At 48.6% G+C, this 20,713-nt stretch carries 23 protein-coding genes, 1 tRNA gene and 2 rRNA genes; 11 read left to right on the top strand and 15 right to left on the bottom strand.

The window, feature by feature from the left end:
• Positions 1-49: 49 nt before the first annotated feature.
• Positions 50-1,216: a phage major capsid protein gene (locus BZK41_RS11375; RefSeq protein ID WP_079938226.1), complete on the bottom strand. Its 1,167-nt coding sequence runs from the start codon at positions 1,214-1,216 to the stop codon at positions 50-52.
• A 262-nt stretch (positions 1,217-1,478) separates the two neighbouring features.
• Between BZK41_RS11375 and BZK41_RS11370 the strand changes: the two genes are divergently transcribed.
• Entirely contained in the window at positions 1,479-1,991 is a 513-nt protein-coding gene (locus tag BZK41_RS11370; protein ID WP_079938225.1) for a hypothetical protein, read from the top strand.
• A 31-nt stretch (positions 1,992-2,022) separates the two neighbouring features.
• Here BZK41_RS11370 and BZK41_RS11365 read toward each other — a convergent pair whose 3' ends face one another.
• The 7 genes from BZK41_RS11365 to BZK41_RS11335 form a co-directional block, all read right to left on the bottom strand.
• A complete protein-coding gene (locus tag BZK41_RS11365) occupies positions 2,023-2,283 on the bottom strand; it encodes a hypothetical protein (protein ID WP_079938224.1) in 261 nt (86 codons plus the stop codon).
• Between the two features lie 9 nt (positions 2,284-2,292).
• A complete protein-coding gene (locus BZK41_RS11360; protein WP_079938223.1) occupies positions 2,293-2,547 on the bottom strand; it encodes a hypothetical protein in 255 nt (84 codons plus the stop codon).
• A 220-nt stretch (positions 2,548-2,767) separates the two neighbouring features.
• Entirely contained in the window at positions 2,768-4,129 is a 1,362-nt protein-coding gene (locus BZK41_RS11355; RefSeq protein WP_079938222.1) for a helicase RepA family protein, read from the bottom strand.
• Positions 4,126-4,494 carry a hypothetical protein gene (locus BZK41_RS11350; protein WP_079938221.1) on the bottom strand — a complete coding sequence of 123 codons (369 nt, stop codon included), beginning with the start codon at positions 4,492-4,494 and terminating at the stop codon, positions 4,126-4,128. Before BZK41_RS11350 ends, BZK41_RS11355 begins: the two co-directional genes overlap by 4 nt.
• Positions 4,491-4,712: an aminotransferase gene (locus tag BZK41_RS11345; protein WP_079938220.1), complete on the bottom strand. Its 222-nt coding sequence runs from the start codon at positions 4,710-4,712 to the stop codon at positions 4,491-4,493. The genes BZK41_RS11350 and BZK41_RS11345 overlap by 4 nt, the downstream gene beginning before the upstream one ends.
• The gene (locus BZK41_RS11340) at positions 4,705-4,890 is read right to left on the bottom strand and encodes a hypothetical protein (RefSeq protein WP_079938219.1); all 186 of its coding nucleotides are present in this window, start codon (positions 4,888-4,890) and stop codon (positions 4,705-4,707) included. The genes BZK41_RS11345 and BZK41_RS11340 overlap by 8 nt, the downstream gene beginning before the upstream one ends.
• The gene (locus tag BZK41_RS11335) at positions 4,883-5,152 is read right to left on the bottom strand and encodes a host cell division inhibitor Icd-like protein (RefSeq protein ID WP_172313168.1); all 270 of its coding nucleotides are present in this window, start codon (positions 5,150-5,152) and stop codon (positions 4,883-4,885) included. Before BZK41_RS11335 ends, BZK41_RS11340 begins: the two co-directional genes overlap by 8 nt.
• Before the next feature lie 189 nt (positions 5,153-5,341).
• On the opposite strand from BZK41_RS11335, the gene BZK41_RS27260 reads away from it, so the two are divergent.
• Complete coding sequence (locus tag BZK41_RS27260) at positions 5,342-5,527, top strand: YlcI/YnfO family protein (RefSeq protein WP_172313165.1); 186 nt, start codon at positions 5,342-5,344, stop codon at positions 5,525-5,527.
• A gap of 397 nt (positions 5,528-5,924) precedes the next feature.
• On the opposite strand, the gene BZK41_RS11325 is transcribed toward BZK41_RS27260, so the two are convergent.
• From BZK41_RS11325 to BZK41_RS11315, 3 genes are all read right to left on the bottom strand, one after another.
• On the bottom strand, positions 5,925-6,143 hold the full coding sequence (locus BZK41_RS11325) for an AlpA family phage regulatory protein (RefSeq protein WP_079938311.1): 219 nt from the start codon (positions 6,141-6,143) through the stop codon (positions 5,925-5,927).
• A 106-nt stretch (positions 6,144-6,249) separates the two neighbouring features.
• Positions 6,250-7,101 (bottom strand): DUF6387 family protein, encoded by an 852-nt coding sequence (locus tag BZK41_RS11320; protein ID WP_079938218.1) that lies wholly within the window; start codon positions 7,099-7,101, stop codon positions 6,250-6,252.
• Positions 7,098-8,321: a site-specific integrase gene (locus BZK41_RS11315; RefSeq protein ID WP_079938217.1), complete on the bottom strand. Its 1,224-nt coding sequence runs from the start codon at positions 8,319-8,321 to the stop codon at positions 7,098-7,100. Before BZK41_RS11315 ends, BZK41_RS11320 begins: the two co-directional genes overlap by 4 nt.
• 291 nt (positions 8,322-8,612) lie before the next feature.
• On the opposite strand from BZK41_RS11315, the gene yhdJ reads away from it, so the two are divergent.
• Together yhdJ and BZK41_RS11305 are read left to right on the top strand one after the other, a co-directional pair.
• A complete protein-coding gene (gene yhdJ, locus BZK41_RS11310; protein WP_079938216.1) occupies positions 8,613-9,497 on the top strand; it encodes an adenine-specific DNA-methyltransferase in 885 nt (294 codons plus the stop codon).
• Between the two features lie 82 nt (positions 9,498-9,579).
• Complete coding sequence (locus BZK41_RS11305) at positions 9,580-9,744, top strand: DUF2556 family protein (RefSeq protein ID WP_003025279.1); 165 nt, start codon at positions 9,580-9,582, stop codon at positions 9,742-9,744.
• A gap of 46 nt (positions 9,745-9,790) precedes the next feature.
• Here the strand turns inward: BZK41_RS11305 and envR are convergent, their stop codons facing one another.
• A complete protein-coding gene (gene envR / locus BZK41_RS11300; protein WP_079938215.1) occupies positions 9,791-10,447 on the bottom strand; it encodes an acrEF/envCD operon transcriptional regulator in 657 nt (218 codons plus the stop codon).
• Between the two features lie 413 nt (positions 10,448-10,860).
• Here envR and BZK41_RS11295 point away from each other — a divergent pair, with 413 nt between their 5' ends.
• The 7 genes from BZK41_RS11295 (at position 10,861) to BZK41_RS11260 (ending at position 20,255) form a co-directional block, all read left to right on the top strand.
• Positions 10,861-12,021, top strand: coding sequence for an efflux RND transporter periplasmic adaptor subunit (locus BZK41_RS11295; protein WP_079938214.1), 1,161 nt, complete (start codon positions 10,861-10,863; stop codon positions 12,019-12,021).
• Between the two features lie 11 nt (positions 12,022-12,032).
• Entirely contained in the window at positions 12,033-15,146 is a 3,114-nt protein-coding gene (locus BZK41_RS11290) for an efflux RND transporter permease subunit (RefSeq protein ID WP_079938213.1), read from the top strand.
• Positions 15,147-15,416: 270 nt separating this feature from the next.
• Entirely contained in the window at positions 15,417-15,638 is a 222-nt protein-coding gene (locus BZK41_RS11285; RefSeq protein WP_003025292.1) for a lipoprotein, read from the top strand.
• A gap of 461 nt (positions 15,639-16,099) precedes the next feature.
• Positions 16,100-17,125, top strand: a complete 1,026-nt coding sequence (locus tag BZK41_RS11275) for an amino acid ABC transporter substrate-binding protein (RefSeq protein ID WP_079938212.1) — start codon at positions 16,100-16,102, stop codon at positions 17,123-17,125.
• 69 nt (positions 17,126-17,194) lie between these two features.
• On the top strand, positions 17,195-18,376 hold the full coding sequence (locus BZK41_RS11270) for an amino acid ABC transporter permease (protein WP_079938211.1): 1,182 nt from the start codon (positions 17,195-17,197) through the stop codon (positions 18,374-18,376).
• Positions 18,377-18,385: 9 nt separating this feature from the next.
• Positions 18,386-19,489, top strand: coding sequence for an amino acid ABC transporter permease (locus BZK41_RS11265; RefSeq protein WP_079938210.1), 1,104 nt, complete (start codon positions 18,386-18,388; stop codon positions 19,487-19,489).
• A 7-nt stretch (positions 19,490-19,496) separates the two neighbouring features.
• The gene (locus tag BZK41_RS11260) at positions 19,497-20,255 is read left to right on the top strand and encodes an amino acid ABC transporter ATP-binding protein (protein WP_079938209.1); all 759 of its coding nucleotides are present in this window, start codon (positions 19,497-19,499) and stop codon (positions 20,253-20,255) included.
• 89 nt (positions 20,256-20,344) lie between these two features.
• On the opposite strand, the gene rrf (BZK41_RS11255) is transcribed toward BZK41_RS11260, so the two are convergent.
• The 3 genes from rrf (BZK41_RS11255) to rrf (BZK41_RS11245) all read right to left on the bottom strand — a co-directional run bounded on the left by rrf (BZK41_RS11255) (position 20,345) and on the right by rrf (BZK41_RS11245) (position 20,704).
• Positions 20,345-20,460, bottom strand: a 5S ribosomal RNA gene (gene rrf, locus BZK41_RS11255).
• 38 nt (positions 20,461-20,498) lie between these two features.
• A tRNA-Thr gene (locus tag BZK41_RS11250) sits at positions 20,499-20,574 on the bottom strand.
• Positions 20,575-20,588: 14 nt separating this feature from the next.
• A 5S ribosomal RNA gene (gene rrf / locus BZK41_RS11245) occupies positions 20,589-20,704 on the bottom strand.
• Between the last annotated feature and the right edge of the window lie 9 nt (positions 20,705-20,713).

The raw sequence follows: 20,713 nt of genomic DNA, 5'->3' as shown, positions 1-20,713 counted from the left end.
CTGGACTCCACAGAGGGCAAAAAGGGGCCGCAGCCCCTTAAACGTCAAATCAGGAACCGGAGCCGGAAAGCTCAAGCACCTTTATGGCGTTGGAGTCCACCACGCCGCCGCCCAGGTATTTATCGGTATGCACCTTGTAGAAACCCGGTTCGGTGATGTTGTCAGGACGGGTACGCACGCCAGTGGTGTGATCCACAATGAAATAGCCGCGCTTGAAGTCGCCCACCGCGAGGAACGCTTTACCCGCCTCCGCATCCGGCATGGTTTCCAGATACTGAACAGGACGGCCCAGCAGCGTATCGGGAGAACCGGCAACCAGACGATCGCGCCAGATGTAATCTCCGTTGCCGTTTTTCAGCTTTTGCAGTTTGGCGGCGGTGTTGGAGTTCATCACCCATACGGCATTTTTGCGGTATTTAGCTTTCAGCTTATACAGCAGGTCGATCAGGCCATCAGAGGAAACGTCAGCAGTTTCCATCTTCTCCAGCGTACCGAAAGGACGGGTTTTATCGGCAGTGGCCGCGCGAGGGTAAGACAGGAAGCCCTTGGATTTTTTATCACCGTCGCCGTTTACGAAGTCACTCTCTTCGGTCGCGGTGAAGGTGTCTGCAATTTCAGAAGACAGCCAGCCCAGAATATCCACCTCGGAGAAGTCGAGAATCTCCTGAGTGGTTTTCGGGTAGGCGTAGATCGGGTTGACTTTGATATCAACGCGCTCCATCTTCGGCGTGCTGGTTTCGGTACGTGGTTCACCTTCGGTGCCGCGATTAACGGTAGTACCGCCCACAGATACCAGCTTCTGGTATTCGTTGTTTTTGGTGGTCTTCACCGTTGCGATGGAGCGCATCACGCTATCATCCTGCAACTGGCGCATGATCTCTTTGTCCAGCTCAGGGATAACGGTATAGCCGCCGTCAGCCTGCACCAGCGTGGAGAGTGAGCGGGTATCACCTGTCATGATGTAGTGGCGCAGCTCGTCGTTGCTTACTGGCTCACCTTCAACGGAAGTGCCTGGCAGATTGCGCTGATCGTCGGCGACGGCTTCAAGACGGGTGATTTCAACTTCAAGCGCATCAGCCTGGGCGCGGAGTTCGTCGAACTTTTTGCCCTCTTCTTCGTTCAGGCTGCGCTTTTCGGTATCGGCTTTGTCCAGCATGGAACGCATCTGATTTTTGAGAGCGGCTTTCTGCTGGCGTAATTCGAGTAGTTTCTTCATAGAGTGGTTTCCGTAACAATTAACGTTGAGACGTGAAACCAGCGCTTGGAGGGAAGGCCGTCAGTAAAGGAGCCTGTCTGAAGGGCAAAAAACCTGACGGCCTGTGGCGGCTCACGTCTGAGTGCCACTCTTCAACATATACATGATTTTTATGAAGTAAATGCCACTTTTTGTAGCTGAACCATAATGAATGTTATCGAACAAATAATTTACAAAATTTGATATGCTCAAATATGATTCCATCCACATTTTAGGAGATTTTATGGACTTCGATTTTGATGATATGGCATACCCAGATACTTTTTTAATTTCTGGCACAGAGTTCAAAGGAAGCAGGAATACAGGAAAGAACCAAGTAGATGTACCATTTACTGACGATCCACAAATTGAATTAGGCGATATTATTGTTCAGAAAATCGGAAGTCGTGAGTTAAGTCTTAAAGTAGTTGATCTTTCAATATCAAAAAATGGAACGCTTTACGCTGGTACAACACACCCCCATTTACTTACATTATCTGTAGAAAATCTATCTTCCGACGCACACAGGACAGCCAAGAGTATGAATACCTTCAATATCGGCTCCGTCAGCGGTGAACAAGTTCAAATAGGTGAAAGTAACCATATGCTGGTTAATATCAGCATAACCGAACTGGTAGAGAAAGTTTCGAAATCTGAAGATCCACAGGCTAAATCAATTTTGAAACAGCTACTAGAAAATAGTACTGTTGCCAGTATTGTTGGTGCAGGTGCGTCCGCGCTGTTAGGCCTGCTGTAAAGTAGAAGCCTGGCACAGCCAGGCCTACTTTTTATTTCTCGCTCATCCAGTCTGGTGGTGTTGGCATCTTGTTTCGGTACTCTTGCAAATGCTCAATCATTGCATCAAGCTGCTCACGATTTGTTGCCAAGATCTCCTCTGATAAAGTGCTTCGCACAAAGTCATGGTGATCAATCCAGAAGAATGCTCCATCTGATAAGGATTTTCGGTATTCCTCTGTGCTCATAGTGTCCAGGTCATGAAGCCCGAATTGGTCTTTGTGAGCTTTAATATCCTGTATTGTGATTGGCATAAAATCTCCTTAATGAATTGTTTCGCCGCGTTCCAGCATCTCGTGACCATATTTCAATGAAATAAGAAGCCGATTGATTGCCTCTTCGGGAGTAAGGTTCAACTCTTTTCCCATCTCCACTGCTTTATCTATTGCAGCAGCGGCCATCATTCTTGCTGCAACCTCGGTTAATTGAGGTAGCGTATCTGGTGGAATGAAGCCAATAAAGCATTCAATGATTTCTTTCTCAACTCCGGCATCTACTTCAAACTTTTTATCTTCCACTTGATAATACCCTCATATGTCCAACGTGCCGCACTTAGCGCCGCGCTTGCCAATGCCACACTTCATGCCGCGCCAGATTTCTTAAAATAATGCTCAAAGCCAGTAATGACGGGGGTTTCAGTGAAATGCCGCACTTAGCGCGTGTATACAGGGACTAAGTGCGGCATTTGGTCATAAAACATACTAAATGCCGCACATGCCGCACTTACCGCCGCATTTACTAGACTGTTACCGGGTAAAGGTTCTCACCCTCGATGCGAATGATTTGCTCACTCTCCAGCTTGTCCAACCAGCGCGGGAATGACTTTCTTACTTTGTCTGCACCCAGCGTTGCACGTAGATCGTCTTTAATGACGGAGATAGTGCATGGCTCCCCCTTAGCTGTGCGGCTGCGTACTGCCTGCCATAGTGCATGGTGGTTATCGCTAAGACGGGAGACATTGGCCAGTTCAGGCTCAACCTCTTTAGCCTCTCTCGGTTGATCGTGCACAACCAGAGAGCACACAAGCTCACCATCTTCATCGGTGTAAAGCTCTGCCGTTCTCAGGTCATACGCCTTACGTTCTGGCTCCTCCGCGTCTTTCATCTTGGTACAGGTCAGAATAAGCGCCTTTCCTTCCCCTTCACGCTTAACGTTAAACTCGGTATCAAGCGCTGCGCGGAAAGCACTGGAACCACGAGCTCCCTTCCCCTCATCCTTGCCGGAGTGGTGTACTACCAGCACCGTTGCCCCCGTTTTCTGTTTGATAACGTCACAGCCCTCAATAAACGCCCCCATATCACGAGCATCGTTCTCGTCATTACCCCCAAAACAACGGGCCAGCGTATCGATCACCACCATGCGAACCGGCACACCACATTCGGCTTCAATCTGCCTGGCAGCAAGAAGCACTTCTGTAACCTCTGACTCACGCACAGGGAACACCGGACGATTAACCAGCCAGAGGTTGTCTGCCTGTATGCCGTGCACCTGCTCCCAAGCCTTTATTCGCCTGGGAACGCCTACGCCCCCCTCGCCAACCACATACAGCACCGCGCCGGAAGTGACCTTCTTCCCCGCCCATGACAGACCAGCAGCGATATGACAGGCCCACGATACGGCGAGAAAACTCTTATACGAACCGCTTGGGCCATAAATGCTGCACAATGACTGCGCTGGCAGGAAGTGTTTGAGGATATAGTCCTGCCTAACATCAAAGCCCTCTGAGCCACGAGTGAGCGGTAACTTTGTCCTGAACTTTGCATCAGCATCAGGGAAGACGCGGTGAATGCGCTGCACGTCAGACAGCAAAGCATTCATCTCCTCTTCGCCTATCTCCTCCACCAGCACAGAACGCCGCGCGAAAACCATTTGTTTGCGGTCTGTATCGAGATACCCGGCATCACAAAGCTCCTCATATGGCATCGCTGATATCTGGTTAAGCCGAGCCACAAGCTTTCCGTAACGGGTAGTTGGATCTTTATGCTGGTGGAGGGCTTTATCCAAATCGCTGCGGCTGTACTGCTTGCCATGCGCCCATAGATAAGAACAGGTGAACAGGGCATCAGATACTGTTTCTACAGCTGTCAGTTGTACCGTCATTTTGGAATGCCCCCGCTCATCTGGAATTTACCGATCAGAGGATGGAACCAGTACGCAGAGCCATACTTGCGCTTAGCACTGCGCAGCACCAGCCGCGCCGCTTCTCTAAACTTTTCATCAGGTGCAACGAACCCGCCAGATTTCAGCTTAACCAGCATCACCCCTGTGTTTTTCGCCAACTCCTCAGCCTTTTTGGTTGAGATACCATATTCAGCGGCCAGTGTTGCTACCGGCGTCATCCCCGGAGGGATTTCTCCACCCTGACTATCGGTGAGTGACTTAACCTGCGCCTCAAGGCACAAAATCTTCTCAACTAGCAGTTCGAGGCGCTTTTCCAGTTCGTTGAATTTCACGTTACTGATCATTTGCGTTCCCCTTCAACTGTAAGGACGGATGACTTATCCAACGCGTCAGCCAGATCATCAGCTAAGCGCGATGCAATACCCATTAAAGCCATCAGGTGAATGCGCTTCTTTTCATCGTTCGATATAGATACAAAAGCTGCACACGAAAGAAGAGCCGCAACCTCTTGAGCAGTGGTCAGTAAATCTTGATCGCTCTTATAGGTGTATAGGTTATCCATTGAGCGCCCCCGTTGAATTCTGCTCTACCATGCTTGCCGCCAGTTGATCCGATACTCGTCTGGCCAGGCTGATAAGATTTTCACGCCCAACGGAATCAATCTCGCACTCTTCAACAACCATCAACAAAACAGCCAGTTCACAAGCTATTGAAGCGCTTTTATTTGTTAACTCACGCATGGCGTACCTCCTGAATCGCGGCGCTGTCGAACTCCCACCCACGACGGGAGGTGTAATCGAAGAACGCTACACGACAAGGGGAATGAGCGCGGATTTTGGCAGCGAAAACTAAATCCCAGCCGGGGAAAGCGGCGCGGGCTTTATCTTCAGTGTCAGCATCAAAGCGCAGTACTACTGGTGAGCATTCTGGCATGTAGCCAGGAGTTTCCAGGAATAACCATGTAAATTCCGGGCGAGTTTGGGTATGCTGTTGATCAGCCATAACTGTTACCTCACATAACTGTTTTGGTTAGAGGCCCGGTGGGTGTTCCTAGCACTTCCGGGCTTCGCGCTTTCAAGGTGTATGTCACCTTCTTTTTTAAACCTAGCCCAAAGTGAAATACACCTCAAGACTTTTCTTCTTATTTTTTTTACGTATACTGAAATACACCTAACACAAGGAGTTTCAGTAATGGCAACAGGTGCGAAGAACGCTAAATCACAAATGACCACCGTAAGAATCCCCCACGAAGTTATGGAAGATATCGAGCGACTACGGGAAGATGGAGAAAGCACCGCAGGATTTCTGGTAACAGCGGCAAAAGGCGAAATTAAACGCCGAGAGCGCAAAAAGACCAAAAAAGTCGATAATGATTGATACTTATAATCTTGGCTTCCCCAAAGTTGGGGAGATGCACCGAGTTGCATTTCTGCAACTCTAAATGAGGTGCGCAAAATCAGTGTACCCGCTACCGGCTCACACTCCCCCCATTGGGGGAAGTATTGGGTATGCTGCAATGCAGTACACCCAACACTGAGAATACAACCGACTATCTTTGAGCTAACCAGACTCAAATTTGAGCTTTGCTTGGATATCAGTATGTTGTGATTTAACTGCGCCGTTGGCGCGGTTACCGATGCACTAAAAATTGCATTGCCCGACCTTTGACGACCAGCAACCGGCCTGGTAAGATCAAATGGAATTGTTTTGCGATATTCGTATCCACACTGGCGGTTGAGCGCGACCGCCTTTGTTTTATCTGCCATAACCCACCTCACATAATTTCTGAGGCTTTGCAGCGGCTATGCTGCCAGTCAGTCACTTCTGAGAGTAACCACCCAACGGCACGACCACCCAACTTTCGACGGGCGGGAAATCTTCCCTCTTTTTCCATCATGTATCGCGTGGTTCGGCATATTCCAGTTAACTGGCGGCATTCTGCCTCACGTATAACTCTTTCTGCTGGCTGGTGGTGTTGTTTAATAATGTTCATAAAAAAATGCTCTCGTTCGCTAAGGTTCGAGAGCATTCTTATTCAAGAAAAATACCAGTGCGACGGTGCAAAAAAATCTATTTTCCTCTTAAAGATTTGTGCTCAATCATTTATAGCAAGACAATTCTTTTCTGATTTTATCTAAAGAATCACTTCTTATGATTTTATCCAAGAAAGGTTTTACCGTCTGAGCTATGGCAAATGACTCTTTCTCACCATCAGGGAACAGGGATACGGCGAGTACACCAAGAGATATTTTGCTGTCTGTAGCGCTTTCCCATGACATCAAATCTATAAGCGGAATTATTCTGTAGTCGATAATCTTGCGTCTAACGCTCTCCCAGTCACCTGAAACAGGCTTATCTGGTTCAGGGATGCCGAGCTCTTCGCGCCACTTTGGAAGTAGGCTAGCGAATGCCTCTATAAGCAGATCGTCTCGGTTATTTAGGTCGACGGTAACCATCACATTTTCCACAACATCTGAAAGTAAGTTTACAGGCTCACGCATGACAGCCCAGAACATGCCGTTATCTGCTGTAAACAAATCGCCGACCATATCATCATCAACGACAATTGGCTTTCCTTTCCAATAACCTTTATCGGCGTTAATCTTATTCAAAAACGCGAGTTCAAATCGCATTAATGGTTTTATTCCATCACCATAACTTAGCTTCAGCAAATCAGGCTGTGTTTTATATTCATACTCTCGTTGTTTTTCAAGAAACCATTCCTCTTCCTTTAACTCTCCGAAAGGGTCGCCATAATTATTATTAAGTGGATATTTAGCACCAAATTGCAATCCATAGTCAGGGCAATCAGTATTTTTGACTTCCAAGTCATCACATCGCCAATAAAGCTGACGAAACAGGTCCTTATCTGACATAGTCTCAAGGTCATTATATTTATCAAGACTAAATGACTTTGGTAATTCTCTTTTGCTATTTATTTTCTTCGTCATCTTGTGACCTCAAGAATAGTGACATTTGAAATATCAGATGAAATAATCTCTAATCGTTCCATCCATTTATTCAGTGCATCAAGCTTTTCAGGTAAATACTGGCTGCGGTTATATACAGCCATTACTCCACCCAGCGTGTGTCCAAGTAACTGCTCTACCACGTGAGGGGCGATCCCCATGTTGTTAAGTGTGGTGGAGAACGTCCGGCGAATATCATGCAGCGTCCATGGCTCAGCGTGACCAAGGCGTCTATGGATACCGCGCCCCCACTGGCTGACTGCCTCCGGCTTCTTCATCTCTCCCAGCAGCAAGCCACTATCTCTGTGCTGCTCAAGTAACGCCACAATAAACGGTCGAATAGCTATGGGAATTGGTCGTAAAATCTTCTCCCCGCCTTTGCTGTGCTCTTTAGGTACCGTCCAGATCCATTCCTTTAAATCCCATTCAGTAATCCGAGAGAGGCGTAGTTCCTGTGTGCGGCAACCAAACACCACCAGCAAGCGAAGCAGAGCAGCATAGTACGGCTTAAATTTAAGGCCTGAGCACTCCCGCCATATATCAGCCAGTTCTTGCCGGGTATGCTCCCTGTCTCGCTTATTCTGTTTACGTCCAACATCGTCAATGGTCAGATCATCCAGGACGTTACTCACAGCGTACCGATGTACCCTGCAGAACTTGAGGGCTTGCTTACACATTTGCAGAAGATAGCCAGCCGCCACAGGCGCTTCATTCCTTACCCTGGCGAAACATTCGAGCCAGTGCCGAGTTTCACACATAGCAAGTGGGTACTCCCCAATGTATGGGTAGATGTGTTTATTCAGTTGCTCAGTGTGTTTATCTACATTCGATCTCTTATGCGTAGCATATTCCCTGATCCAGTAGTCCAGCGCTTCTTTTACAGTTACTGGTTTTAACGTTTCCTGCGTGGTAATGCTCAATTGGTGTTTCGGATTCTTACCTTCAGCCAACCATGAACGGCACTGTTCCCGCTTTTCTCTGGCTGCTTTAAGGGAAAGGTCAGGATAGTTACCCAGCTTAATGCGCTGTGAATTGGATTCACGCCCACCAATCCTGAACGTGAAATACCAGGTAAGCACACCAATCTTAGAAACCTTTATGCTTAACCCGTCACCATCAGCGTAAAAACTGTCGCTTGGGCTTTCCCTTCCCACCATCTTACGCAGTGATGTATCGCTTAGTTTGTTCGTCCCACCAGCCATAGAAAAACCTCAGTTCATATCATCTAGTGCGCCAAACTGACTGCACCACTGACTGCACATCTGAATGTTACTCTATGAACGGCAATGAACAAAGACAAACCAGAAAATCACCTTTCTTGTTTTTATTCAATACGTTGAATGAACATTAACGAACCATGCTAAACTGCAAAAAACGTAGGTTTTGAAAATACGGCATGAACTGATACTAATCAGCGAAATGTTTGTTTTAAAAGGCGCTACTCGGCATGGGGAAGCGCCTTTTTTATTGACGTCACACGGGAGGCTTTGGCGATGAACGCGAGATGTGAACCTGTCTATTTTGGCGATGAATCTAAAAAGATAATCCTGGGTGATGCGCTAACTGAACTAAAAAAACTGCCGTCTGAAAGCGTCGAACTCATTTTTGCCGACCCTCCTTATAACATCGGGAAAGACTTTGATGGGATGGTGGAATCCTGGGACGAAGAGACCTTTCTCGCGTGGTTGTTTGAGTGCATCGACGAGTGCCATCGCATTCTCAAACCGCACGGAACCATGTACATCATGAACAGTACGGAGAACATGCCGTACATCGACCTCAAATGCCGCCCGCTTTTTACTATCAAGAGCCGCATCGTGTGGTCATACGATAGCTCAGGGGTACAGGCCAAAAATTACTTTGGTTCGATGTATGAACCGATCCTGATGATGGTAAAAGATCAGAAAAATTACACATTTAATCGTGACGATATTCTGGTTGAAGCCAAAACTGGCGCTAAACGCGCGCTAATAGACTACAGAAAAAACCCACCGCAGCCATACAATCAAAAAAAAGTGCCGGGCAATGTCTGGGAATTCCCACGCGTTCGCTATCTGATGGACGAATACGAAAACCACCCCACCCAGAAACCCAAAGCCCTCCTGGAGCGTATAATTCTGGCATCCTCGAACCCAGATGACAGGGTGTTGGATCCGTTTGCCGGCAGCTTCACCACCGGTGCCACCGCCGTGGAATTGGGTCGCAAGTTCATCGGGATTGAGATCAATACTGAATACGTAAAAATGGGGCTCAGAAGACTGAGTATCGGTTCTCATTTTTCAGAAATTGAGCTTGCCAAGGTGAAAAAACGTAAGACAAAAAACCTGTCTAAAAAGAGTCGATTGACGGCAAAGAGTGGCGATCTTTCAACAAAGTAAAGGCATTGTAAGTCTGCTTTTCAGCTAAAAAATTTCGTGTATATTCCCTGCACGCTTGGGCATGAATACACAGGGTTTAGGAATGATTCGCAAGTATTGGTGGCTGGTTGTTTTTGCGGTATTCGTTTTTCTTTTTGATGCGCTGCTCATCCAATGGATAGAGCTGATGACAACAGAGCACGATAAGTGCCGGAATATGAACTCAGTGAATCCCCTTAAGCTGGTCAACTGCGTCGACCTCGAATAGCACTTTAGGTAACGCTTCAACAGCCTTCAGCCTCTGGCTGTAAAAACTATCCGACCTGGTTCTCACTCTGCATTAATTGCATGACGCTACCGTCTGGGCTTAACATTTTTAATACATTATCAACTAATACTGGAGCTTGCCCATATAGATCATAACTCACTGGATTCATTAACCAGTTTTTTATAATTCCGCTAAAGCTACCGTGCAAAATAATGATGATGACATCTAAATCAAGAGTGGTGGCAATCAGATTGTCATCTACACACTTTTGTAGGGAATCACGAATGCTTTGATGACTGATACCTATTTTATCGCGAATAGCCTGCTCAGATATCATCTCGTTATGAAATTCACACTTATGATATAAAATCTGCATTAATGCCTGCTGACGGGGGTTCTCGGCAATATATTGTAACCCCACCACAAACTTTTCTCGCAATCGCTGTAAAGGGTTATCACCCCAACGACCAATTAGCTTTTCCTGAATAAGATCGCGTAAAGGTGGTTGTTGTGACCATAGCTCATTAAACAATTGAGTTTTATTTTCGAAATGCCAATAGAGCGCGCCACGCGTCACGCTGGCGGCATCCGCAATGTCGTTTAGCGTCGTATTGCTTACGCCGCGTGCGGCGAACTGTACAATTGCCGTTTCTATCAGGTGCTGCCGCGTTTTGAGGGCATCAGCTTTCGTTTTTCTGGCCATGGTTCCGACTGTCTGAGGTAGAGTAGAGAATGATTAACTTTCTTATCTAATATTTGCGATACGGAACAAATGTATCACTTAGCATTTATTTAAACGAGTTCTAAAAAATATTATTACGGACTTTGCACACGAATAAACAAAACAAATACCAACAACCAATATATTCACAAACCAAATGCTTATTTCAATTTGTGTTTATGCGCATCATAGTATTGCGATTAACACCACAATGAAACAGCTATCGATTAATCTTTTTTTGCTTTTACGTGCCGTGCACCGCGCCCATAAATAAGTATTGCTTACATCGCAAGCTAATAATTTGTAGGATAGCCAACTATTATTTTTTCTTGTGCGCGTTATCGCCCCTGCATTACCCGGTTAATAACGAGCGTTCGGTTTTTTAAGGAATAGAAATGACGAAAAATGCCAGGTTTTCACTCCTGCCCTCATTCATCATCGTCTCCGCTGCATTACTCGCCGGTTGTAACGATCAGGGAGAAACACAAGCTCATCCCGCTGAACCGCAGGTGACTGTCCATGTCGTCGAAAAGGCTCCTTTAGCCGTAACGACCGAATTACCCGGGCGCACAACGGCATTCCGAATTGCAGAAGTCCGTCCCCAGGTCAGCGGGATAGTGCTTAAACGGAATTTCACTGAGGGAAGCGATATTGAAGCCGGACAGTCACTTTATCAGATCGATCCCGCGACTTATCAGGCTGACTATGACAGCGCCAAAGGTGAACTGGCGAAGAGTGAAGCGGCGGCTACAATCGCGCATTTAACGGTAAAACGCTATGTGCCGTTGGTTGGCACCAAGTACATCAGCCAGCAAGAGTACGATCAGGCAATTGCTGATGCTCGTCAGGCCGATGCCTCCGTGATCGCGGCAAAAGCGGCGGTCGAAAGCGCGCGTATCAATCTGGCCTACACCAAAGTGACATCGCCGATTAGCGGACGCATCGGTAAATCTAACGTCACCGAAGGTGCATTAGTCACGAATGGCCAGGCCACTGAGCTTGCTACCGTTCAACAGCTCGATCCCATTTACGTCGACGTAACACAGTCCAGTAACGACTTTATGCGCCTCAAACAGTCCGTTGAACAAGGGAGTCTGCATAAAGACAGCGCCAGCAGTACTGTCGAACTGGTGATGGAAAATGGTCAGTCATACCCGCTAAAAGGCTCTTTGCAGTTTTCCGATGTGACGGTTGATGAAAGCACCGGATCAATCACCCTAAGAGCCGTGTTCCCTAACCCACAGCACACGCTGTTGCCAGGCATGTTTGTGCGCGCACGCATTGATGAAGGCGTTCAGCCGAATGCCATTCTCGTTCCGCAGCAGGGGGTAACGCGTACACCTCGCGGCGATGCCACCGTAATGGTCGTCAATGACAAGAGTCAGGTTGAGTCTCGCGCAGTCGTTGCCGCACAAGCCATTGGCGACAAATGGCTCATCAGCGAAGGCCTGCAACCGGGTGACAAAGTTATCGTGAGCGGCTTACAGAAAGCACGTCCAGGCGTTCAGGTTAAAGCAACCGCCGATACCGAAACCCCTGCCACGAAAGCCCAATAAGGTAACCGGACATGGCTAACTTTTTTATCAGGCGTCCTATCTTTGCCTGGGTACTGGCCATCATTCTGATGATGGCGGGGGCTCTGGCAATCATGCAACTGCCCGTGGCACAGTATCCGACCATTGCGCCTCCTGCGGTCGCCATTTCTGCCACCTACCCTGGTGCAGATGCGCAGACGGTTCAGGACACAGTCACACAGGTTATCGAACAGAATATGAATGGTATCGATAACCTGATGTATATGTCCTCCACCAGCGACTCGGCCGGGAGTGTGACTATTACACTGACTTTCCAGTCCGGTACCGATCCCGATATCGCGCAAGTGCAGGTGCAAAATAAACTGCAGCTCGCCACTCCGTTACTGCCGCAAGAAGTTCAGCAGCAAGGGATCAGCGTCGAGAAATCGAGTAGCAGCTTTTTGATGGTCGCGGGTTTTGTTTCTGACAACCCACAAACCACGCAGGATGACATTTCCGACTACGTCGCTTCGAACGTTAAAGACTCAATCAGCCGTCTGAATGGCGTGGGTGACGTGCAGCTGTTTGGTGCACAGTACGCCATGCGCATCTGGCTGGATGCAAACTTATTGAACAAATATCAGCTCACGCCGGTTGATGTGATCAATCAGTTGAAGGTACAGAACGATCAGATTGCCGCAGGTCAGTTAGGGGGGACGCCTGCATTACCTAACCAGCAGCTGAACGCTTCTATCATTGCGCAAACGCGACTGAAAGACCCTGAAGAGTTCGGTAAAGTGACTTTACGCGTGAACAGCGATGGTTCGGTTGTTCACCTGAAAGACGTCGCGCGCATCGAGTTGGGTGGGGAAAACTACAACGTCGTGGCACGTATTAACGGTAAGCCTGCATCAGGCCTTGGGATCAAGCTGGCAACCGGGGCAAACGCGCTGGATACCGCTAACGCTATTAAAGCCAAGCTGGTTGAACTGCAACCATTCTTCCCGCAGGGAATGAAGGTGGTCTACCCGTACGACACGACGCCGTTCGTGACTATCTCCATTCATGAAGTGGTAAAAACGCTGTTTGAAGCGATCGTACTGGTGTTCCTGGTCATGTATTTGTTCCTGCAAAACATCCGGGCAACGCTCATTCCAACCATCGCTGTACCTGTCGTATTGTTGGGCACATTTGCCGTACTTGCCGCGTTTGGCTACTCGATAAACACCCTGACGATGTTCGGCATGGTGCTCGCCATCGGCCTATTGGTCGATGATGCGATAGTGGTGGTGGAAAACGTAGAACGCGTGATGATGGAAGATAATCTGCCGCCCAAAGAGGCGACGGAAAAATCCATGTCGCAAATACAGGGGGCACTGGTTGGTATCGCCATGGTGCTGTCTGCGGTATTTATCCCGATGGCCTTCTTTGGCGGTTCAACCGGGGCTATCTATCGGCAGTTCTCCATCACCATCGTTTCCGCCATGGCGCTTTCTGTACTGGTCGCGCTGATCCTGACTCCCGCACTTTGTGCAACGCTGTTGAAGCCGGTATCGGCTGAGCATCACGAGAAAAAAAGCGGTTTCTTTGGCTGGTTTAATGCCAAATTCGATCACAGCGTCAATCACTACACCAATAGCGTCAGCGGTATTGTGCGTAAAACCGGGCGCTATCTGGTCGTCTACCTGGTAATCGTCATCGGAATGGCAGTTCTGTTTATGCGCCTGCCGACCTCCTTCCTGCCAGAGGAGGATCAGGGTGTATTTATGACAATGATTCAACTTCCGGCAGGCGCTACGCAAGAACGCACCCAGAAAGTACTGGATCAGGTTACTCAGTACTACCTGACCAATGAGAAAGCTAACGTCGAAAGCGTCTTCACGGTTAACGGTTTTAGCTTCAGCGGTCAGGGGCAAAACTCAGGTCTGGCATTCGTTAGCCTCAAGCCCTGGGATGAACGTAGCGGCGAGGAAAATAATGTTGAAGCGGTCATTGCACGCGCCACACGCGCGTTCAGCCAGATCCGCGATGGGTTGGTCTTTCCCTTCAATATGCCCGCTATTGTTGAATTGGGTACCGCAACCGGCTTCGATTTCGAGTTGATCGATCAGGGCGGTCTGGGACATACAGCGTTGACGCAAGCACGTAACCAACTTTTGGGGATGGTGGCTAAACACCCCGATCTGTTGGTTCGCGTTCGTCCCAACGGGCTGGAAGATACTCCGCAGTTTAAGCTGGATGTTGATCAGGAGAAAGCACAGGCACTGGGGGTATCGCTGTCGGATATCAACGAAACTATCTCTGCATCGCTGGGCGGTTACTACGTTAACGACTTTATTGACCGTGGCCGCGTGAAGAAAGTTTACGTCCAGGGGGATGCAAAATACCGCATGCTGCCAGCGGACATCAATAATCTGTATATCCGCAGCGCCAATGGCGAAATGGTTCCGTTCTCTGCGTTCAGTGCATCACATTGGATTTATGGTTCACCGCGTCTGGAACGTTACAACGGTATGCCATCCATGGAAATACTGGGCGAAGCGGCACCAGGGCGAAGCACCGGTGAAGCAATGGCGCTGATGGAAAGCCTGGCGGAAAAACTGCCAAACGGCATTGGTCATGACTGGACGGGGATGTCCTATCAGGAAAGGCTGTCGGGCAACCAGGCGCCTGCGCTGTATGCCATCTCGCTAATCGTTGTCTTCCTTTGCCTTGCCGCATTGTATGAAAGTTGGTCTATTCCTTTCTCGGTGATGCTGGTTGTACCGCTCGGTGTTGTGGGCGCATTGTTAGCTGCATCACTGCGTGGGATGAATAACGATGTGTATTTCCAGGTTGGCTTACTAACCACTATCGGCCTCTCGGCTAAGAACGCCATCCTGATCGTCGAGTTTGCCAAAGACCTGATGGATAAAGAAGGCAAGGGGTTGATTGAAGCGACGCTGGAGGCATCGCGTATGCGTCTTCGTCCTATCCTGATGACATCCCTGGCCTTTATTCTGGGGGTTATGCCTCTGGTTATCAGTCACGGAGCAGGTAGTGGTGCGCAGAATGCGGTCGGTACAGGTGTTATGGGAGGAATGCTGACCGCAACATTGTTGGCTATCTTCTTCGTCCCCGTGTTCTTTGTTGTCGTAAGACGGCGTTTTAGTCGGCACAACGATTAATTTGTAAAATAAAGGCGTCTACGGACGCCTTTTTCACCTACGATGCTCCTCTTTATTTATTAGTAAGATAGCCATTTATTTCATTTAAACTATCCCTCTAAACTCGCCTGCAACCTTTCTTTTTATCCATTATTTTTACAATCCACATGAATTGAGATTATTCCTCATGTCAGTCCTTTTTTAAGAAGTGGTAAAATAACCACCGAGTTCGCAGATGGCTTAGCGTTTGTCTTTGCTTAATTAGCGAAACGCTTATTTTGAGGTAACACCATGAAAAGATTAATATCCGTTGCATTGCTTACCGCATTCCTGGCTGGCTGTGCACACGATTCTCCTTGCGTACCTGTATACGACGATCAGGGGCGCCTGGTTCATACCAATACCTGTATGAAAGGCACCACCCAAGATAACTGGGAAACAGCCGGAGCCATCGCCGGTGGTGCTGCAGCCGTTGCCGGACTGACGCTTGGGATTGTCGCCCTGACCAAATAAATCATCTTAAAAGCGCGGTTATTACCGCGCTTTTAGCAATAAGCATAAAATCTACATATAAGACAAAACGTTGCTTAATAGCGCCTGGCATATAATAAAATTATTATAGAGTTCCCTCACACATCCACGATTTGAAATTAGCATTTTTTCTGTTTTTCGTAACACCACATTTTCTATTCATTATTCTCACACCATTAATATTAACGCCAGAAATCGTTATCACGCGTCCTGTATGATTTTTAAATTTTTTGCGCCGAAATGTGGCTTACGTTTCAATTTTGCACCACTTCAGGGCGCTGCATTTATTTTTTCCTGTCTACACTCTGCATATTGCGTCGAATAATCAGGCGCAAAAAAACTGGCACTACCTTTGCTTAAAAGAGTATGGCCAAAGCCACAGACAGGTAAAAGACGTTTTCAGAACGTTTCCATAACAATAATTCCTCCACACAGGATGCTCTATGAAAAAGATGATAATCGCCAGCCTGGCTGCGGCCGGTGTGCTGCTTGCTGTTGCAAATCAGGCACATGCCGGCGCAACACTTGATGCCGTAAAGAAAAAAGGGTTTGTGCAATGTGGGATCAGCGACGGCTTGCCTGGCTTTTCTTACGCCGATGCAAGCGGCAAGTTCTCGGGTATTGATGTTGATGTATGTCGTGGCGTTGCCTCCGCCGTATTTGGCGATGATAGCAAAGTAAAATATACCCCGCTCACCGCCAAGGAACGCTTTACCGCATTACAGTCTGGTGAAGTCGACATGCTCTCTCGTAATACCACGTGGACCTCTTCTCGTGATGCCGGTATGGGTATGTCCTTCACTGGCGTAACGTATTACGACGGTATTGGCTTTCTTACCCACAATAAAGCAGGTCTGAAGAGCGCTAAAGAACTGGATGGCGCGACAGTCTGTATTCAGGCGGGAACCGATACCGAGCTGAACGTAGCCGACTACTTTAAAGCTAACAAGATGAAGTATACCCCCGTCACCTTTGACCGCTCGGATGAATCAGCCAAAGCTCTGGAATCTGGACGTTGCGATACTCTGGCTTCCGACCAGTCTCAGCTGTATGCCCTACGCATCAAGCTGAGCAATCCTGCGGAGTGGCTCGTCCTGCCAGAAGTTATTTCGAAAGAACCGCTGGGACCTGTCGTACGTCGTGGGGACGATGAGTGGTTCTCCATTGTTCGCTGGACGCTGTTCGCCATGCTGAATGCGGAAGAAATGGGTGTTAACTCGAAAAACGTCGATGAAAAAGCGGCTAATCCAGCAACACCGGATATGGCACACCTGTTGGGTAAAGAAGGGGATTATGGCAAGGATCTGAAGCTTGATAACAAATGGGCCTACAACATTATCAAGCAAGTTGGTAACTATTCGGAGATCTTTGAACGTAACGTTGGATCGGAAAGTCCGCTGAAGATCAAACGTGGACAGAACAACCTCTGGAATAACGGTGGCATTCAATATGCGCCACCGGTGCGCTAATGCGTAGTGATGTAACGGGCGCCGCAACTGCGGCGCTCAGCCCAGAGTCATAGTTACTGAGGTTTTCTTATGTTCCATCGCCGCTCAACCGTAAAAGGATCATTATCCTTTTCTAACCCTGCGGTCCGCGCCTGGTTATTTCAAATACTCGCCGTCATTGCGGTTATCAGCATTGCGGTCTATCTCATTCATAACACGATAAATAACCTGAACAATAGCGGTATTACCTCGGGGTTTTCTTTTCTCGATCGCAGCGCCGGATTTGGTATTGTCCAGCATCTGATCGATTACGAGCAAGGCGATACGTATGGTCGTGTCTTTGTAGTCGGCCTGCTCAATACGCTGTTAGTTTCTGCATTGTGTATTGTTTTCGCATCAATTCTCGGTTTCTTTCTCGGACTGGCACGCCTGTCAGATAACTGGTTATTGAGAAAACTCTCGACGATCTACATCGAAACGTTCCGCAATATACCGCCGCTGCTGCAGATCTTTTTCTGGTATTTCGCCGTATTACGTAACCTGCCCGGCCCACGCCAGGCTGTTAACGCGCTGGATTTGATGTTCCTGAGTAACCGGGGGCTCTATATTCCGGCCCCGCAAATGGGAGAAGGTTTTTTTGCCTTTTGCACCGTTGTCGTTATCGCTATCGTCGTCACCATCGGATTATTTCGCTTCAACAGAATGCATCAGACCAAAACCGGTCAGCTACGTCGTACCTGGCCCACGGCTCTGGCGTTGATCGTACTTTTACCGGTGATTTCACAGTGGCTGTTTGGCGCTGCACTTCACTGGGATATTCCCGCGCTTCGTGGTTTTAACTTCCGTGGCGGTATGGTGCTTATTCCCGAACTGGCAGCACTGACTCTGGCGCTTTCGGTATATACCTCGGCATTTATTGCAGAAATTATTCGGGCGGGCATTCAGGCCGTTCCTTATGGCCAACATGAAGCCGCACGCTCGCTGGGTCTGCCAAATCCGGTGACGCTACGCCAGGTAATCATCCCACAGGCGCTACGCGTCATCATTCCCCCACTGACCAGCCAGTACCTGAATATCGTCAAGAACTCTTCTCTTGCGGCCGCCATTGGCTACCCGGATATGGTTTCACTGTTTGCCGGTACGGTACTCAATCAAACAGGGCAAGCCATTGAAACGATCGCCATCACCATGTCGGTGTACCTGATCATCAGTCTGAGTATTTCTTTGCTGATGAATATTTATAACCGCCGTATTGCACTGATTGAGCGCTAAGGAGCCATGATGACAAAAGCACTGCTGTCTCCCCCCTCGCGCCAGCGCAGTAACCCGGCAAGCCGCAGCCTACTCTGGGTGCGTAAAAACCTGTTCTCCAGTTGGTCAAATAGCCTGCTCACCCTGCTATGCGTATGGCTGATTTGGTCATTTCTCCCGCCACTGTTGAACTGGGTATTCTTTCAGGCCAACTGGGTCGGTTCTACCCGGGCAGACTGTACCAAAGCGGGAGCCTGCTGGGTGTTCATCCATGAACGCTTCGGGCAATTCATGTATGGGCTTTATCCACACGATCAGCGTTGGCGCGTAAATCTGGCCCTGATGATTGGTCTGGTTTCTATTGTTCCGATGTTCTGGAAAACCATTCCCCACCGTGGCCGTTATATCGCCATCTGGGCAATCATTTATCCGATTGTTGTCTGGTGGCTGATGTACGGGGGTTTTTTCGGGCTTGAACGCGTAGAAACCCGGCAGTGGGGTGGACTAACACTGACGCTTATTATTGCATCCGTGGGGATTGCAGGCGCGCTTCCATGGGGCATTTTACTGGCGTTGGGACGTCGTTCCCATATGCCAGTCGTGCGGGTTTTATCCGTCATTTTCATTGAGTTCTGGCGCGGTGTACCGTTGATTACCGTTCTGTTTATGTCCTCGGTCATGCTTCCTCTGTTTATGTCCGAAGGAACCAGTATCGACAAGCTTATCCGGGCGCTGGTCGGCGTTATTCTTTTCCAGTCGGCCTATGTCGCAGAAGTGGTTCGTGGAGGGTTACAGGCCCTACCAAAAGGTCAGTATGAAGCCGCGGAATCACTGGCGCTAGGTTACTGGAAAACTCAGGGGCTGGTCATTCTTCCGCAAGCCCTCAAGCTGGTTATCCCTGGACTGGTTAACACGATTATCGCCCTGTTCAAGGATACCAGCCTGGTCATCATCATCGGTCTGTTTGATCTCTTCAGTAGCGTACAGCAGGCAACTGTGGACCCTGCGTGGCTGGGTATGTCGACGGAAGGGTATGTTTTTGCCGCACTGATTTACTGGATCTTCTGTTTCAGCATGTCGCGTTACAGCCAGCATCTGGAAAAACGTTTTAACACCGGGCGTACACCGCACTGAGGAATTTATGAGCCAATTATTAATGCCGTCTACCGACTCGATGATTACGCTGGAAAACGTCAACAAATGGTACGGACAGTTTCATGTCCTGAAAAACATCAACCTGAAGGTAAAACCGGGAGAGCGCATCGTATTATGCGGACCTTCCGGTTCGGGTAAATCGACAACTATCCGCTGTATTAACCATCTGGAAGAACATCAGCAAGGACGCATTGTGGTGGATGGGATTGAACTCAATGAAGACATCCGCAATATTGAGCGCGTCCGACAAGAAGTCGGCATGGTCTTTCAGCACTTTAATCTCTTTCCTCATTTAACTGTCTTGCAAAACTGCACACTGGCGCCTATCTGGGTGCAAAAGATGCCGAAAAAAGAGGCTGAAGTACTGGCAATGCACTACCTTGAGCGGGTCCGCATTGCCGAACATGCGCATAAATATCCCGGGCAAATCTCTGGTGGGCAGCAACAGCGTGTAGCCATTGCTCGATCGCTGTGTATGAAACCCAAAATTATGCTATTTGATGAACCCACATCAGCGTTAGATCCTGAAATGGTAAAAGAAGTACTGGATACCATGATAGGTCTGGCACAATCGGGCATGACCATGCTATGTGTAACCCATGAAATGGGCTTTGCCCGCACAGTAGCTGACCGGGTGATCTTTATGGATCTTGGCGAGATTGTGGAACAGGCACCACCAGATGAGTTTTTTGCTCACCCCAAATCGGAACGCACTCGCGCGTTTTTATCGCAGGTTATTCATTAAAGCCATATGCCGGATACAGGTCCGGCATTTTTATCCGTATAAAAACGCAAAAAGGCCATCCGTAAGGATGGCCTTTTCACTTATTTGATGTCTGGCAGTTCCCTACTCTCGCATGGGGAGACCCCACACTACCATCGGCGCTACGGCGTTTCACTTCTGAGTTCGGCATGGGGTCAGGTGGGACCACCGCGCTACAGCCGCCAGACAAATTCTTTTCTAAGTGCCGAACTTTAACCGAAAAACTGGTGCTGATACCCAGAGTCGAACTGGGGACCTCACCCTTACCAAGGGTGCGCTCTACCAACTGAGCCATATCAGCACACTAAATTTGATGCCTGGCAGTTCCCTACTCTCGCATGGGGAGACCCCACACTACCATCGGCGCTACGGCGTTTCACTTCTGAGTTCGGCATGGGGTCAGGTGGGACCACCGCGCTACAGCCGCCAGGCAAATTCTG

It is taken from the genome of Citrobacter sp. A316 (assembly GCF_002042945.1).
GTDB classification, from domain to species: domain Bacteria; phylum Pseudomonadota; class Gammaproteobacteria; order Enterobacterales; family Enterobacteriaceae; genus Citrobacter; species Citrobacter portucalensis.
Note: the sequence above shows the minus strand (reverse complement) of the source record. Positions and strands in the feature narration are given on the sequence as shown.